This is a genomic window from Kluyvera sp. (assembly GCF_965301105.1).
On the sequence record NZ_CBDKZX010000014.1, the window covers coordinates 41,696 to 55,962 of the forward strand.

The window sequence follows — 14,267 nt, forward strand, 5'->3', positions numbered from 1 at the left end:
TTATGCATATTTTGTGGATAGATTTTCACACTCATTGCTGCATCGTTTGAAGAAGGGCATGACATGGTAAACAAACAACCTGCGATCACCCGCGCGACCTTCGATCAGGTCATTTTGCCAATCTATGCACCGGCGGAGTTTATTCCGGTGAAGGGAAAAGGCAGTCGCGTCTGGGATCAGCAAGGCAAAGAGTACGTTGATTTTGCTGGCGGTATCGCGGTGACGGCGCTGGGCCACTGTCATCCGGCGCTGGTTGAGGCGCTGAAAACCCAGGGTGAAACCCTGTGGCACACCAGCAACGTGTTTACCAACGAACCGGCGCTGCGTCTGGGCCAGAAACTGGTTGACGCCACATTCGCCGAGCGCGTGGTGTTCATGAACTCCGGCACTGAAGCCAACGAGACCGCCTTTAAACTGGCGCGTTACTACGCTTCAACCCGCCATAGTCCGTATAAAACGAAAATTATCGCCTTCCATAATGCCTTCCACGGGCGTTCGCTGTTTACCGTCTCCGTCGGCGGTCAGCCGAAGTACTCCGACGGTTTCGGCCCTAAACCTGCCGATATCGTTCACGTGCCGTTTAACGATCTGCACGCGGTGGAAGCGGTGATGGATGACCACACCTGCGCGGTGGTGGTGGAGCCGATTCAGGGCGAAGGCGGCGTGCAGGCGGCAACGCCGGAATTTCTCAAAGGGCTGCGCGACCTGTGTGACAAGCATCAGGCGCTGCTGGTCTTTGATGAAGTGCAGAGCGGCATGGGGCGTACCGGTTCGCTGTTTGCTTACATGCACTACGGCGTGACGCCGGACATTCTGACCAGCGCTAAAGCGCTGGGCGGTGGCTTCCCGGTGAGCGCCATGCTGACAACCAACGATATTGCCAGCGCTTTCCACGTCGGTTCGCACGGCTCTACCTACGGTGGTAACCCGCTGGCCTGCGCGGTCGCCGGTGCGGCCTTCGATATTATCAACACGCCGGAAGTGCTGAACGGCGTCAATGCTAAGCGCGAGCGGTTTGTTCAGCATCTGCAACAGATTAACGCGAAATACGATGTCTTCAGCGATGTGCGCGGGATGGGGCTGCTGATTGGCGCCGAGTTGAACGCGAAGTACAAAGGCCGCGCGCGCGACTTCTTGTATGCGGCAGCGGATGTCGGTGTGATGGTATTGAATGCCGGCCCGGACGTGATGCGCTTTGCCCCCTCGCTGGTGGTGGAAGAGGTGGATATCGACGAAGGCATGCAGCGCTTTGCCCAGGCCGTCGCGAAAATTGTTAGCTAGTTTGCCGCTTTAACCAGCCGCCGTGCCGTGGGCGCTGGCGCCAGGCCACCGACGAAATAGTGTGCATGGTGTTCAGGTGCCCCAGAATTCGCTGGAGATGCTGTTCCATGGTGCTTAACGGCCCGTGGGACAGTGAATCCGGCGCTTCCATAATGTTGACCTCGCCGCTGCTCCCCGCTTCATCGTATTCCAGACGCTGCTGACAGCGTTGTAGAGCAATCTCACACGACTCCAGGTACTGCTGCGCCAAATCAGGCGTCAACATATTGTGCTCGCGCGCCAGCGTCGTCATGGCATTGATGTGCTCGACGATAAACTGGCTGTGGGTCACCCACAGTTTCATATCTTCAAGATAACGTGAATTAAAGCCCGGCTCCTGCATCGCCTGGTTCAGCGTGTTGTACAGCGTGTTGTGTGCCTGGTTGACGCGCATGCGCTGGTAGGCCAGCTTCGGTGCCTGTGGGTCGGGGCTGAGGATCAGGCGGATAGCGTCCTGATCGGCCTCCAGCGCCGCCTGGGCGTTCTGGCGCAGCTGGCCGCTCTGCCACTGCGGCCATAGCCAAATCATGCCGCCAAAGGCGATCAGGCAGCCAATGATGGTGTCGATAAAGCGGGCGACAATAAACTCTTCGCCATTAAGCGTCAGGATTTGCAGGGTGTACACCGCGGTGATGGTAAAGCCGACGGTCGCCCAACCGTAGCTGCGACGAATAATCAGGTAGCTCACTAACGTCACTATCAGCATGCCCGTTAGCGCCCAGCCCTGCGGCGTATGGAAGTGCAGGGCCACGGCGGCAATCACCAGACCGGCAAGGGTGCCCGCCGCTCGGTGGAAAATTCGCACCCGGGTCGCGCCGTAACCGTTTTGCGTGACCAGCAGCACCGTCATCAGGATCCAGTACGGTTTCGGCAGATGCAGCGCCGCGCCCATCAGGCTGGCGATGCTCAGCATCACGCTGAGACGCGCGGCGTTACGCAGGGCGGGAGAGCGCAAAGAGAGGTAGCTTTTTAACGCCGGGAACAGCGGCAGACGGCGTTCTTTGTCGGCCATCAGGTTACGCGGGTATAGGGGGCGCTGGGAGCGCAGCACACGGGCAATGCGGCTGAAGTGCCAGGCACAGAACTGACCCACCGGGTTATCCGGGTGCTGGTCGGCAATTTTCTCCAGCGCGCCAATCTGTTTATCCATGTTGAAGCGGGTAGGGTAGCGGTGATAGAGAATATCGTCCGCCAGCACGCGCAGGCGTGCGGCTACCGTCCGGGCATTCCAGCGGATCACCGCTTCCGCATGGCTGCGTTCAACCAGCTTCTGCACCTCTTCCGGCTGGTGCAGGCTGACGGAGATATGCTCCTGCAAATCCAGCCCAACCTGGAAAGCGCGCAGCAGCCGCTTGTAGTCATTGTGCTGGTTCGCCGCCAGCATGTGCAGCTGTTGGTAGCACTGGGAAATCAGATCCACCACCTTTTGCTGGCGAGTCAGCAGCGGCGGCAGCGCGGTGGTGGGATCGGTATGCTGGGTGAGCAAGCTGTATTTGGCTTCGCAGTAGTCGGCAAGCTGACGGTAAAGCAGGCTGAGCGACTCGCGTAGCGGCTGCTCGCGCCACATCCAGAACCACCACCAGTTGAATAGCCCGTACCATAATGTCCCCAGCGCGTAGATCAATAATGGCTGCCAGATGGGCATATTCCCTGCCAGGCTGAGGGTAAAAATGGAGGCAATTAGCGAGGCGGGCAGCAGTCGTCCGTGTAGCGCGCTGATCTCTGCTGTGACGCCAAGCAGCAGCGCTAGCCCGGTCAGAATCAGTGGCAAAGGCACATCACGCGCCAGCAGCAACTGAACGGCGAGACTACATCCGGCGAACAGGCAGCCGCCGATGATCAGACGCTTGAAGAAACGCTTATGCGGGGTATCAAGCCCGGCAATGTTGCAGCAGGCGGGCACCAGCGAGAACAGCAACCCCTGCTGGAGGTGGCCGAGCAGTAGACCAATGGCAACGGGCAGACACAGCACCAGCGTTTGCCGCAGTGCATAGTTGACTTCCGGGTGGTAAATCAGCCTGCGCCACATAGGGGGAAAACAAAAACGGCGTACTGCATGACGCAATACGCCGTTTGGGCTGGATTAGCGGGTACCGTAAACGACAATGGTTTTGCCGTGTGCGGAGATCAGATTCTGATCTTCCAGCATCTTCAGGATACGGCCCACGGTTTCACGGGAGCAGCCGACGATCTGGCCGATTTCCTGACGGGTGATTTTGATCTGCATCCCGTCCGGGTGGGTCATCGCGTCAGGTTGTTTCGCCAGGTTCAGCAGGGTCTGAGCGATACGACCGGTGACGTCGAGGAACGCCAGGTTGCCGACTTTCTCAGAGGTAACCTGCAGACGACGCGCCATTTGCGAAGAGAGACGCATCAGGATGTCCGGGTTAACCTGGATCAGCTGACGGAATTTTTTATAAGAGATTTCAGCAACTTCACAAGCGGTTTTTGCCCGTACCCACGCGCTGCGTTCCTGGCCTTCTTCAAACAGGCCTAACTCACCGATGAAATCGCCCTGGTTGAGGTAAGAGAGGATCATCTCTTTCCCTTCTTCGTCCTTGATGAGTACTGCCACTGAGCCTTTTACGATGTAATACAGCGTCTCTGCTTTTTCACCCTGGTGAATCAGCGTGCTCTTCGATGGGTACTTATGAATATGGCAATGAGACAAGAACCATTCGAGAGTCGGGTCTGTTTGCGGTTTGCCAAGCACCATGCGCGGTTATCCTCTGTTATAAGCTCTTCCCGGCGGCAAAAGCATTGCGGCCACCGGTTGCAATAGTATCCTTCCCGTTACCTGGGAAGTCGGCTGTCGAATACTGTCGCAGCCTGTAATGTGATGTCCTCTGCATACATGCAGTACGTTTATGTATTACCGTAGCATCCTGACTGTTTTAGCATAGCTTTAGCCGTGTGTCTCCTGGTGTCTCGCTTCAGCATGACGTCGATCGCCTTCCATTGCGAGAATTGTTATGTGCGCGTAATCTGAGAAGAAAATTGCAACCTTGGAGTTAAAAATTATGCAAGCGCGTGTGAAATGGGTTGAAGGGCTGACCTTCCTCGGTGAGTCCGCTTCTGGACACCAGATCCTGATGGACGGCAACTCTGGCGATAAAGCGCCAAGCCCAATGGAAGTGGTGCTGATGGCCGCGGGCGGCTGTAGCGCCATCGATGTGGTGTCTATCCTGCAGAAGGGCCGCAACGACGTGACCGACTGCGAAGTGAAGCTGACCTCCGAGCGTCGTGAAGAAGCGCCGCGCCTGTTCACCCACATCAATCTGCATTTTATCGTCACCGGTAAAGGGCTGAAGGATGCGGCGGTTTCCCGTGCGGTGGATCTGTCTGCGGAGAAGTACTGTTCTGTTGCGCTGATGCTTGAAAAAGCGGTGAATATCACCCACTCCTACGAAGTGATCGAAGGGTAATTCCTCGCACGTAGCAAATCCCTCGCCCCTGTGGGGTGAGGGTTCGTGCATTAGTTTCGCCCTTCCATCATACGCTGCACCAGCGGTGTCATGATCAATTCCATCGCCAGCCCCATCTTCCCGCCGGGAACCACCAGCGTATTCATATGCGAGATAAACGAGCCTTGCAGCATGGCCAGTAGCCACGGATAGTCGATGTTGTCGAGATTGCGGAAGTGAATCACCACAAAGCTTTCGTCCAGCGACGGAATACCCTTGGCGGCAAACGGGTTAGAGGTATCGACCGTCGGCACGCGCTGGAAGTTGATATGGGTGCGGGAGAACTGCGGCGTGATGTAGTTGATATAGTCTTCCATCGAACGCACCACGGAATCCATCACCGCTTCGCGAGAATGTCCGCGTTCGCTGGTGTCGCGGATCATCTTCTGGATCCACTCAAGGTTAACGATTGGCACGACGCCGACCAGTAGATCGACGTGGCGGGCGACATCATGCTGTGGCGTCACTACGCCGCCGTGCAGCCCTTCGTAGAACAGCACGTCGGTCGGTTCTGGCAGCGGCTGCCAGGGGGTAAACGTGCCGGGTACCTGATTCCACGGCACGGCTTCATCGTAGGTATGCAGATATTTACGCGACTGCCCTTTACCGCTCACGCCATAGTCGCGAAAGGTTTGTTCCAGCAGGCCGAAGTCGTTGGCATCCGGACCAAAGTAGCTAATATGGCGGCCCAAATCACGGGCTTTACGAATGGCCATATCCATTTCCGGACGGGTATAGCGGTGGAAGCTGTCGCCTTCCACTTCTGCCGCGCGCAGGTTGAGTTGAGCAAAGATTTTACGGAAGGCGAGGCTGGTGGTGGTGGTCCCCGCGCCGCTGGAGCCGGTAACGGCAATAACCGGATGTTTGGCAGACATGCGAATAACTCCCTGAAAAGACGACAAGGGAAGCGTGGTAAACGCCTCCTGCCGTTAGAGTATAGTTAACCGCGAAATTGGTTACGGGGCATGATGTTGACGGTCTCATGAAGCTCAGACCAGACCAGCACCGCTTCGCCTGTTTGTAGCTGGTGTTTTACGTCGGCGACCTTTTGCGCAAGTGAACGTTCATATTCACCATAATCAGTGCCTTCGCGCAAGACAAAGCTTTCAATCAGGTTGTCCAGCGTCTCCGGGTCGATATCCTGCCAGGGAATAATCATGCTTTTGCTCCCAACCAGCGCATCAACCAGGCGGGAATGCGTTTTTCCAGCCACATTTCCGGGTGGCGCAAAGTGCCGCCGATAAAACCTACGTGACCACCGTATTCCGTCAACTGGTACTCCACGTTCTCCGGCAGCTCTTCCTGTGCGGGGATGGAGTGGTGATCCATAAACGGATCGTCCTTTGAGTGGATGATCAGCGTCGGCTTGGTGATTTTGCTTAAGATCGGCATCGCGCTGCACTGGCGGTAATAGTCGATGGCATCGGCAAAGCCGTGGATCTTCGAGGTAATCGAATCATCGAACTCGCGGATGCGGCGCATGCTTTTCAACTGACGCAAATCGACCGGCAAAGAGCCGGGATAGGCCTTCAGCTTGCGGGCGGCGTTGCCTTTTAGCAGGTTGAGCAGATAGCGCTGATAAACGCGTGAAAAGCCTTTATCCATGTGGTAGCTACAGGCTTCCAGCATAAACGGCGCCGAGACAATCACGGCGGCATCGATGGGCACTTCGTCGCCTTCTTTGGCGAGCAGGCAGGCCAGCATGTTGCCGCCGAGCGAGTAGCCCACTGCCGCAGTCGGGGCGTGACCATATTCGCGCGCCAGCCAGTGCAGGAACCAGGTGCCGTCTTCCGTTTCGCCGGAGTGGTAGATGCGGTTCAGACGGTTAGGCTCGCCGCTACAGCCACGGAAATGCATCACCACGCCCAGCCAGCCCTGCGCTTTCGCTGCATTGATAAGGCCGTGCGCGTACGGGCTATACAGGCTGCCTTCCAGACCGTGAAACACCACCAGACGCGGCTTATGGCGCGCGGCCTGCGGATCTTCGCTCCACGCCAGATCGACAAAGTCGCCGTCCGGCAGTTCAAGGCGCTGCCAGTGCGGCGTGAACTGCACCTTACGGCGGATAAGACGCGGCAGCATGGTCTGCAAATGACGATTGCTGACGCCGCGCATCGGCACGAAGTCGGCGCTGCTTTGGGTGTCGATGTTGAGATCGTGGTGGGTGGTTTCAGTCATGTCTACGCGATGTTTACTCGTTAATCTGCCGCCTACTATACCGTCACTTTGCCATTGTGTTTATGAAAATGAGGCACAGGTAGTCGTTTTTATCCCTTTGGGTTCTGATCCTTATCACAAATTGTTACTTCAATTATTACTCTCAAGCTAATGATTCTCTCCTACGCTTAATTGATGACTTTCTCACCAGGGTTCACACTCTTAGCTGTGTTAAGCAATCAAAATGATTAGCTGAATCAGGAGGTTAATAATGTTATCTGGGCAAACGCCAGCACGAGTCTGGAACACCCGCCGCACGGAAAAACAGCGCCGTCTGGCTTCCGTTCCGGTGCAGGGTAAGGTGCTGCCGACCGCAGACCTGACCGCGATGCTGGAAAAACTGATCGCGCCGGGTGACCGCGTGGTATTAGAAGGGAATAACCAAAAGCAGGCAGATTTCTTGTCCCGTATGCTGGCTGAGGTGAACCCGCAGATTGTGCACGACCTGCACATGATTATGCCAAGCGTCGGGCGCAGCGAGCATCTGGATATCTTTGAAAAAGGCATCGCCCGCAAGCTGGACTTCTCCTTCTCCGGCACCCAGAGCCTGCGTATCTCGCAGCTGCTGGAAGATGGTCAGCTGGAAATCGGCGCCATCCATACCTACATCGAACTCTATTCCCGTCTTTACGTCGACCTGGCCCCGAACGTGGCGCTGATTGCCGGTTATAAGGCTGACCGTAAAGGCAACCTCTACACCGGGCCGAGCACCGAAGATACGCCAGCTCTGGTGGAAGCCGCCGCGTTCCACGATGGCATTGTCATCGCACAGGTGAACGAACTGGTGGATGACGAATGCGACCTGCCGCGCGTGGATATTCCGGGCTCCTGGATTGACTACGTGGTTGTCGCCGACAAGCCGTTCTTTATCGAACCACTGTTTACCCGTGACCCGCGCCTGATTAAACAGGAACACATCCTGATGGCGATGATGGCGATTAAAGGCATCTACGCGGAACATCAGGTGCAGTCGCTGAACCACGGTATCGGCTTCAACACCGCGGCGATTGAACTGCTGCTGCCAACCTACGGCGAACAGCTGGGTCTGAAGGGCAAAATCTGTAAACACTGGACCCTGAACCCGCATCCGACGCTGATCCCGGCGATTGAAAGCGGCTGGGTAGAAAGCGTGCACTGCTTCGGCGGTGAGCTGGGGATGGAAGAGTACATCCGCGCCCGTCCGGATATCTTCTTCACCGGTTCCGACGGCTCCATGCGTTCCAACCGTGCTTTCTGCCAGCTGGCAGGGCAGTACGCGGTGGATATGTTTATCGGTTCCACCTTGCAGGTTGACGGCTACGCCAACTCCTCCACCGTGACCCGCGGTCGTCTCTCCGGCTTCGGTGGCGCGCCGAACATGGGCCACGATCCGCACGGTCGTCGCCACGCTACCCCAGCCTGGCTGAACATGATCACCGAACCGGATCCGATGCAGCGCGGTAAAAAACTGGTTGTACAGATGGTGGAAACCTTCCAGGCCGGCGTGAAACCAACCTTCGTTGAGAAACTGGATGCGGTAGACGTGGCGAAAGCCTCCGGTATGCCGCTGGCGCCGGTAATGATCTACGGCGACGACGTGACCCACGTGTTGACTGAAGAAGGTATCGCCTACCTCTACCGCGCCAAAGATCTGGAAGAACGCCGCGCGATGGTCGCTGCGGTTGCCGGTATCACCGATATCGGTCTGGGCGTTGACGCGAAACGCGTCGCCGAACTGCGTCAGAGCGGCAAAGTGGTCTACCCGGAAGATATGGGCATTCGTCGTACCGACGCCACCCGTTCGCTGCTGGCAGCCGGTAGCGTCGCCGACCTGGTGGAATGGTCCGGCGGTCTTTACAACCCACCTGCGAAATTCCGGAGCTGGTAATGAAACTTCTGCCCCAGATTCAGGTTGAAGGCGGTGCCGAATGGCTGGCGCGAACCGCCACGCAGTGTCTGATTGACGAAGCACGATTAAGCCCGAAACCCGGTCTGGTGGACAGTCGGGGGAACGGCGCGCACCACGATTTATCGCTTGCGCTAATGGAGCGCTCCGCGCACAGCCTGACCCCCACGTTTCAGGCGCTTGCGCAACAGAGCTGGCAGCGGCCAGCCGACATTGCGCTGAGACAAACCGTAGGGCGACTTGGCCGAGAAGGCGAGAAACAGATGATGGCCGCCACCGACGGCGTGAATACCCACCGCGGCGCGATTTGGGCGCTGGGGCTGCTGGTCAGCGCGGTGGCGATGCACGGCGGCGTGGGCAGCGCGCAGCAGGTGGCGATGACCGCCGCCGAGCTGGCAAAACTGCCGGATGCCGCCGCGCCGAAGGTCTTCAGTAAAGGGCTACGCGCCACTCACCGCTATCAGGTGCCGGGTGCCCGGGAAGAAGCGCAGCAGGCGTTTCCGCACGTGATGCAGCGTGCGCTACCGCAGCTTCGCTTAAGCCGCCTTAACGGCAGCAGCGAAACGCACGCCAGGCTTGATGCGCTGATGGCCATCATGACCTCGCTGACCGATACCTGCGTGCTGTCCCGCGCGGGGCTGGAAGGGCTTGATGCCATGCAAGACGGCGCCCGCGCCGTGCTGAGTGCAGGTGGTAGCGCCCATCCAGCAGGTCAGGCGGCCTTAGCGGCGCTCGATAGCCACATGTTGGCGCTGAACGCCTCGCCGGGCGGCGCAGCCGATTTGCTTGCCGCCACGCTGTTTCTCGATCGCATCGAATCGCCCTATTTCAAGCATTAAGAGGATGTTATGGAACACATTACGTTAACCGTACCGGCCAGCCGCACCTTAAGCGGCAAAGCGCTGGCAGGCGTTGTGGGCTCCGGGGATATGGAGGTGTTATTCACCGCCGACCAGGGCCAGACGTTAACCATTGATATCACCACTTCCGTCGATAACAGCCGCAGCCGCTGGGAAGCACTGATTAACCGTCTGCAGACGGTCAGCAGCCTGCCGGCAGGCCAACTGATCATCCACGACTTCGGCGCGACGCCGGGCGTGGCGCGCATCCGTATCGAACAGGTTTTTGAAGAGGTGAGCTATGCGTGATGACCGCAGTTTTATCGAATTAAAAGCGCGTCAGCGCGCACAGGCGCTGCTGGACGAAGGCAGCTACCGTGAACTGCTCGACCCGTTTGAAGGCGTGATGTCGCCGTGGCTCGGCGCGCAGGGCATCGTCCCGCAGGCCGATGACGGCATGGTGGTGGCGAAAGGCACCATTAACGGCAAACCAGCTGTTGTTGTAGCGATTGAAGGCGCGTTCCAGGGCGGCAGCATGGGCGAGGTGTCCGGCGCCAAAATGGCGGCGGCGCTTGAGCTGGCGGCGGAAGATAACCGCAACGGTATTCCGACTCAGGCCGTACTGAGCCTGGAAACCGGCGGCGTGCGTTTGCAGGAAGCCAACCTGGGCCTGGCGGCGATTGCCGATATTCACGCGGCGATTGTTGACCTGCGCCGTTATACCCCGGTGGTCGGCATTGTCGCCGGGACCGTCGGCTGCTTCGGCGGGATGTCTATCGCCGCCGCACTGTGTAGCTATCTGATTGTCACCCGTGAAGCGCGTCTGGGGCTCAACGGCCCGCAGGTTATCGAACAGGAAGCCGGGATTGAAGAGTACGACTCCCGTGACCGTCCGTTTATCTGGAGCATGACCGGTGGCGAAATTCGCTACCAAAGCGGGCTGGTGGAAGCGCTGGTCGGCGACGGCGTCAACGCGGTTAAGGCCGCCATGAACGAGGCGCTGGCTAAAGGCGTTCCGGCAAAACATCGCACCGATAACTACGACTGGTATCTCGAACGCCTGACGAACTTCGACACGCGTAAACAGGCCGATACCGAACAGATTCATGCGCTCTTTGCCCGGGAGGTGAAATGATGAGTAACGCAATGAGCCGTGGCCAATTATGGCTGGAAACCCTGGCGCCGAACGCTAAACGTATCGAGGGTCTGTGTCCGTCCGTCCAGGCTGCCGACGGCGAGCTGAACGGTGAAACGGTGCGTTTTATTGCCGTGGTGCCGGACGCGAACAACCACTACCCGCGTGCTGCGAAAGGCGAAGTGGGCCTGCTGGAAGGCTGGACCCTGGCGAAAGTGGTAAGCGAAACCATCGCCGCCGATGCCGATAAAGCCGTGAAGCGCCCGATTGTGGCGGTGATTGACGTGCCGAGCCAGGCCTATGGTCGTCGTGAAGAAGGCTTTGGCATTCACCAGGCGCTGGCCGGTGCCGCAGCGGCGTATGCCAACGCGCGTCTGGCAGGCCACCCGGTGATTGGCCTGATTGTCGGTAAAGCGATGTCCGGCGCGTTTCTGGCGCACGGCTACCAGGCAAACCGCCTGATCGCCTTTAACGACAAAGGTGTGCTGATCCACGCGATGGGTAAAGAGTCGGCGGCGCGCATCACCCTGCGTACCGTTGAGGCGCTGGAAAAACTGGCGGCAACCATTCCGCCGATGGCGTATGACATCAGCAATTACGCCACCCTGGGGCTACTGGAGAATCTGCTGGATATCAGCAATCCGGATGCCCCGTCTGCTAACGATCTGGCGCTGGTGAAAAACACTCTGCAACAGGCCATCAACGACGCTCGTCAGGACCCGACGCTGAAAAGCCGTCTGGGTGCCGACAATCGCCGCAGCTCTGCCCTCGTACGCGAACGCATGCGAGCAAGCTGGTAAGTAAAAAAGAGACCTGCCGGATGTACGGCTCCATGGGCGCTTTCCGCGCCCATGCGGGCAGTTGCATCTGAAAAATAATAATCATCGCGCCAGTGCTAACTTTTTTTCATTACAGGTGAAATATGACTTACGTAATTGTTCATGCTCTTGCTCCGATTTTCGTCATTATGTTGCTGGGATTCTGGGCCGGGAAGGCCAAAATGGTGGATAACAAGAATGTCTCCCTGCTCAATATCTTCGTGATGGACTTCGCGCTGCCCGCCGCGCTGTTTAGCGCCACGGTACAAACACCGTGGGCCGGCATTGTTGCGCAGTCGCCGCTGATTGTGGTGCTGACGCTGGCAATGTGGATTACCTATGCCGCCATCTACTTTATGGCGACCAAACTCTTCAATAAATCGCCACAGGATGCCGCCGTGCTGACCCTGACCGTTGCGCTGCCAAACTACGCCGCGCTGGGTCTGCCGATTCTGGGTAGCGTGTTGGGTGAAACCTCTTCCACCTCGCTGTCCGTTGCCGTTTCCATCGCCTGCGGCTCTGTGCTGATGACGCCGTTCTGCCTGCTGATCCTCGAACGTGAGAAAGCGCGTGCGGAAGGCGGTAACTCCGGTTCTACGCTCTCCATGCTGCCGGTACTGATGTGGCGCTCGATTAAAAAACCGATCGTGATGGGGCCGCTGTTGGGGGTTATCCTCTCTGCCATTGGTATTAAAATGCCGGAGCTGGTACTGGCGGCTATTAAACCGCTGGGTCTGTCCGCTACTGCGGCCGCGTTGTTCCTGACCGGTGTGATCCTCTCTGCGCGTAAACTGCAGATCAACACCGTGGTGATCACTTCAACTATCGCTAAGCTGTTGATTCAACCGGCAATTGCGTGGGGTATTGTCCTTATCTTCGGTCTGCATGGCTCCGTAGCGATTACCGCTATCCTGATGATTGCGCTGTCTGCCGGTTTCTTCGGCGTGGTGTTCGGTAACCGCTTTGGCGTGCAGTCGCCGGATGCAGAAGCCGTGCTGCTGTTGAGCTCGGTACTGTGTATCCTGTCGCTGCCGCTGTTTATCTCGCTGACTTCAGGAATCTAAATCATGAGCACAACATTACGCCCACACGACTTAATCTGGCTGAACGCGCGCGACGCGCTCGAAGATGTCACGGAATCCTGGGTGGATACCGTCTGGCATAGCGGTCTGCCGGTAGTGGTGCGGCGTGATGTTGATGCGCAGGGGCGCATTCCCGTGGGTGTCCGCGGGATGAAACGCGAGCAGCGCGCCGCCGGTTGGGTAAAAGCGGAGGCGGTCGTTCGCGTCTGCTCGCCGGAATCGCTGGTGGATCCGCTGTCGCTGCTGCGTTCGCCCTTTATCTCTCAGCCACCGGTTCAGGTGGCTTTGTTATTGGCGCAGCAGGCGTGGCCGTGGACGTGGGGTATTACCGGGAGTACCGGCTATGCGCTGGCGACCGGGATCCCGGTTATCCACGCGGCAAGCGATCTGGATCTGCTGATCCGCGCGCCGCAGCCGCTCTCCCGTGAGGCGCTGGAGAAGTGGCAGCTGCAGCTGGCAGGCGGGCTGTGCCGGGCAGATACCCAGGTGGATACCCCGCGCGGCGGCTTTGCCCTTAATGAGTGGCTGCGCGATGGAAAAGCGCTGTTAAAAACCTCACAGGGGCCGCAGTTGGTCCGCGACCCGTGGGGCAGGGAGGAGTCATGAAAATTCTGTTTACCTTTCCGGGGCAGGGGACGCAGCACCCAGGGATGCTGCAAAACCTTCCGGGGACGGAGCTGACCCAGGCGCGTGAAGTGCTGGGGGCCGAGGTGGATACGCTGGATAGCCCTGAAGCGTTGAAACATACCCGAGCCGTTCAGCTGTCTCTGCTGATTGCTGGCGTTGCCTGGGCGCGCGAGCTGGAACGTCGTGGCGTAGCGCCCGATATCGTGAGCGGGCTGTCGATCGGCGCTTATCCGGCAGCGGTTATCGCGGGTGCGCTGGAATTCAGCGATGCGCTGCGGCTGGTGGCGCTGCGCGGTGATTTGATGGAGCAAGCGTACCCGCATGGTTACGGTCTGACGGCCATTATGGGGCTGACGCTCAATCAGGTGGAAGCGCTGGTGGCTGATAGTGGTACATACATCGCCAACCTGAATGCGGAAACACAGATTGTGATTGCCGGTACCGATGAAGCGATGGCGGAAGTGGCGAAACGCGCGATGGCAAAAGGGGCAACTAAAGCGCATCGCCTGGCGGTGAGCGTGCCATCGCATTGTGAACTGCTGGCCGAGCCCGCACAAAAGCTGGTTGAGGCGTTCAGCCATGTGATGCTTTCCCGCCCACGCTACGCCTACCTGAGCGGCAGTACCGGGCGCGTGCTGTGGCAGCCGGAACGCATTGCTGACGATCTGGCGATGAATATGGCGCGCACGGTGCGTTGGCAGGAGGCGGTTATCTCCGCTAACGAACGTGAAGCGCGGCTGGCGATTGAAATGCCACCCGGTGGCGTGCTGACCTGCCTGACGCGTCAGGCTGCATGGGAAGGGGAGTCTATCGCCCTGGAACGCAGCGGTATGGATGTGGCCGTGCACTTGGCGAAGCGGCTTCGTGCGTGATGTGATTG

General features: G+C 58.4%; 15 protein-coding genes. 10 read left to right on the forward strand and 5 right to left on the reverse strand.

Annotated elements, in window-relative coordinates:
• The first annotated feature begins 63 nt into the window (after window positions 1-63).
• Window positions 64-1,281, forward strand: a complete 1,218-nt coding sequence (gene argD / locus ACW14G_RS08155; protein ID WP_167574915.1) for a bifunctional acetylornithine/succinyldiaminopimelate transaminase — start codon at window positions 64-66, stop codon at window positions 1,279-1,281.
• Here argD and ACW14G_RS08160 read toward each other — a convergent pair.
• A complete protein-coding gene (locus ACW14G_RS08160) occupies window positions 1,274-3,349 on the reverse strand; it encodes a YccS/YhfK family putative transporter (RefSeq protein ID WP_249022664.1) in 2,076 nt (691 codons plus the stop codon). The two genes, argD and ACW14G_RS08160, sit on opposite strands and share 8 nt — an antisense overlap.
• Before the next feature lie 54 nt (window positions 3,350-3,403).
• A complete protein-coding gene (gene crp / locus ACW14G_RS08165) occupies window positions 3,404-4,036 on the reverse strand; it encodes a cAMP-activated global transcriptional regulator CRP (protein WP_000242758.1) in 633 nt (210 codons plus the stop codon).
• 304 nt (window positions 4,037-4,340) lie between these two features.
• Between crp and ACW14G_RS08170 the strand changes: the two genes are divergently transcribed.
• On the forward strand, window positions 4,341-4,745 hold the full coding sequence (locus ACW14G_RS08170; protein ID WP_064541617.1) for an OsmC family protein: 405 nt from the start codon (window positions 4,341-4,343) through the stop codon (window positions 4,743-4,745).
• Window positions 4,746-4,795: 50 nt separating this feature from the next.
• Here ACW14G_RS08170 and ACW14G_RS08175 read toward each other — a convergent pair whose 3' ends face one another.
• The 3 genes from ACW14G_RS08175 to ACW14G_RS08185 form a co-directional block, all read right to left on the reverse strand.
• Entirely contained in the window at window positions 4,796-5,659 is an 864-nt protein-coding gene (locus ACW14G_RS08175) for a phosphoribulokinase (RefSeq protein ID WP_163446668.1), read from the reverse strand.
• 65 nt (window positions 5,660-5,724) lie between these two features.
• Window positions 5,725-5,943 carry a YheU family protein gene (locus ACW14G_RS08180; RefSeq protein WP_035894385.1) on the reverse strand — a complete coding sequence of 73 codons (219 nt, stop codon included), beginning with the start codon at window positions 5,941-5,943 and terminating at the stop codon, window positions 5,725-5,727.
• A complete protein-coding gene (locus tag ACW14G_RS08185; protein WP_163446666.1) occupies window positions 5,940-6,962 on the reverse strand; it encodes a hydrolase in 1,023 nt (340 codons plus the stop codon). Before ACW14G_RS08185 ends, ACW14G_RS08180 begins: the two co-directional genes overlap by 4 nt.
• A 250-nt stretch (window positions 6,963-7,212) precedes the next feature.
• Here ACW14G_RS08185 and mdcA point away from each other — a divergent pair, with 250 nt between their 5' ends.
• The 8 genes from mdcA (at window position 7,213) to mdcH (ending at window position 14,259) form a co-directional block, all read left to right on the forward strand.
• Window positions 7,213-8,868, forward strand: a complete 1,656-nt coding sequence (gene mdcA / locus ACW14G_RS08190) for a malonate decarboxylase subunit alpha (protein WP_038634792.1) — start codon at window positions 7,213-7,215, stop codon at window positions 8,866-8,868.
• Window positions 8,868-9,725, forward strand: coding sequence for a triphosphoribosyl-dephospho-CoA synthase (locus ACW14G_RS08195; protein WP_249022665.1), 858 nt, complete (start codon window positions 8,868-8,870; stop codon window positions 9,723-9,725). The genes mdcA and ACW14G_RS08195 overlap by 1 nt, the downstream gene beginning before the upstream one ends.
• A 9-nt stretch (window positions 9,726-9,734) precedes the next feature.
• Window positions 9,735-10,034 carry a malonate decarboxylase acyl carrier protein gene (gene mdcC, locus ACW14G_RS08200; RefSeq protein WP_065356471.1) on the forward strand — a complete coding sequence of 100 codons (300 nt, stop codon included), beginning with the start codon at window positions 9,735-9,737 and terminating at the stop codon, window positions 10,032-10,034.
• Window positions 10,027-10,860 carry a biotin-independent malonate decarboxylase subunit beta gene (locus ACW14G_RS08205; protein WP_249022666.1) on the forward strand — a complete coding sequence of 278 codons (834 nt, stop codon included), beginning with the start codon at window positions 10,027-10,029 and terminating at the stop codon, window positions 10,858-10,860. The genes mdcC and ACW14G_RS08205 overlap by 8 nt, the downstream gene beginning before the upstream one ends.
• On the forward strand, window positions 10,860-11,660 hold the full coding sequence (gene mdcE, locus ACW14G_RS08210) for a biotin-independent malonate decarboxylase subunit gamma (RefSeq protein WP_249023278.1): 801 nt from the start codon (window positions 10,860-10,862) through the stop codon (window positions 11,658-11,660). Before ACW14G_RS08205 ends, mdcE begins: the two co-directional genes overlap by 1 nt.
• A 122-nt stretch (window positions 11,661-11,782) precedes the next feature.
• A complete protein-coding gene (locus ACW14G_RS08215) occupies window positions 11,783-12,742 on the forward strand; it encodes an AEC family transporter (protein WP_137397991.1) in 960 nt (319 codons plus the stop codon).
• Window positions 12,743-12,745: 3 nt separating this feature from the next.
• Complete coding sequence (locus ACW14G_RS08220; protein WP_042312067.1) at window positions 12,746-13,366, forward strand: malonate decarboxylase holo-ACP synthase; 621 nt, start codon at window positions 12,746-12,748, stop codon at window positions 13,364-13,366.
• Complete coding sequence (gene mdcH / locus ACW14G_RS08225) at window positions 13,363-14,259, forward strand: malonate decarboxylase subunit epsilon (protein WP_249022667.1); 897 nt, start codon at window positions 13,363-13,365, stop codon at window positions 14,257-14,259. The genes ACW14G_RS08220 and mdcH overlap by 4 nt, the downstream gene beginning before the upstream one ends.
• Window positions 14,260-14,267: the final 8 nt, after the last annotated feature.

Bases quoted from the DNA above. Each gene is read 5' to 3' on its own strand.
- mdcH (WP_249022667.1), top strand. From the start codon at position 13,363: ATGAAAATTCTGTTTACCTTTCCGGGGCAGGGGACGCAGCACCCAGGG.
- ACW14G_RS08215 (WP_137397991.1), top strand. From the start codon at position 11,783: ATGACTTACGTAATTGTTCATGCTCTTGCTCCGATTTTCGTCATTATG.
- mdcA (WP_038634792.1), top strand. From the start codon at position 7,213: ATGTTATCTGGGCAAACGCCAGCACGAGTCTGGAACACCCGCCGCACG.
- ACW14G_RS08170 (WP_064541617.1), top strand. From the start codon at position 4,341: ATGCAAGCGCGTGTGAAATGGGTTGAAGGGCTGACCTTCCTCGGTGAG.
- ACW14G_RS08175 (WP_163446668.1), bottom strand. From the start codon at position 5,659: ATGTCTGCCAAACATCCGGTTATTGCCGTTACCGGCTCCAGCGGCGCG.
- crp (WP_000242758.1), bottom strand. From the start codon at position 4,036: ATGGTGCTTGGCAAACCGCAAACAGACCCGACTCTCGAATGGTTCTTG.
- ACW14G_RS08220 (WP_042312067.1), top strand. From the start codon at position 12,746: ATGAGCACAACATTACGCCCACACGACTTAATCTGGCTGAACGCGCGC.
- ACW14G_RS08180 (WP_035894385.1), bottom strand. From the start codon at position 5,943: ATGATTATTCCCTGGCAGGATATCGACCCGGAGACGCTGGACAACCTG.
- mdcE (WP_249023278.1), top strand. From the start codon at position 10,860: ATGAGTAACGCAATGAGCCGTGGCCAATTATGGCTGGAAACCCTGGCG.
- ACW14G_RS08185 (WP_163446666.1), bottom strand. From the start codon at position 6,962: ATGACTGAAACCACCCACCACGATCTCAACATCGACACCCAAAGCAGC.
- ACW14G_RS08195 (WP_249022665.1), top strand. From the start codon at position 8,868: ATGAAACTTCTGCCCCAGATTCAGGTTGAAGGCGGTGCCGAATGGCTG.
- mdcC (WP_065356471.1), top strand. From the start codon at position 9,735: ATGGAACACATTACGTTAACCGTACCGGCCAGCCGCACCTTAAGCGGC.
- ACW14G_RS08160 (WP_249022664.1), bottom strand. From the start codon at position 3,349: ATGTGGCGCAGGCTGATTTACCACCCGGAAGTCAACTATGCACTGCGG.
- argD (WP_167574915.1), top strand. From the start codon at position 64: ATGGTAAACAAACAACCTGCGATCACCCGCGCGACCTTCGATCAGGTC.
- ACW14G_RS08205 (WP_249022666.1), top strand. From the start codon at position 10,027: ATGCGTGATGACCGCAGTTTTATCGAATTAAAAGCGCGTCAGCGCGCA.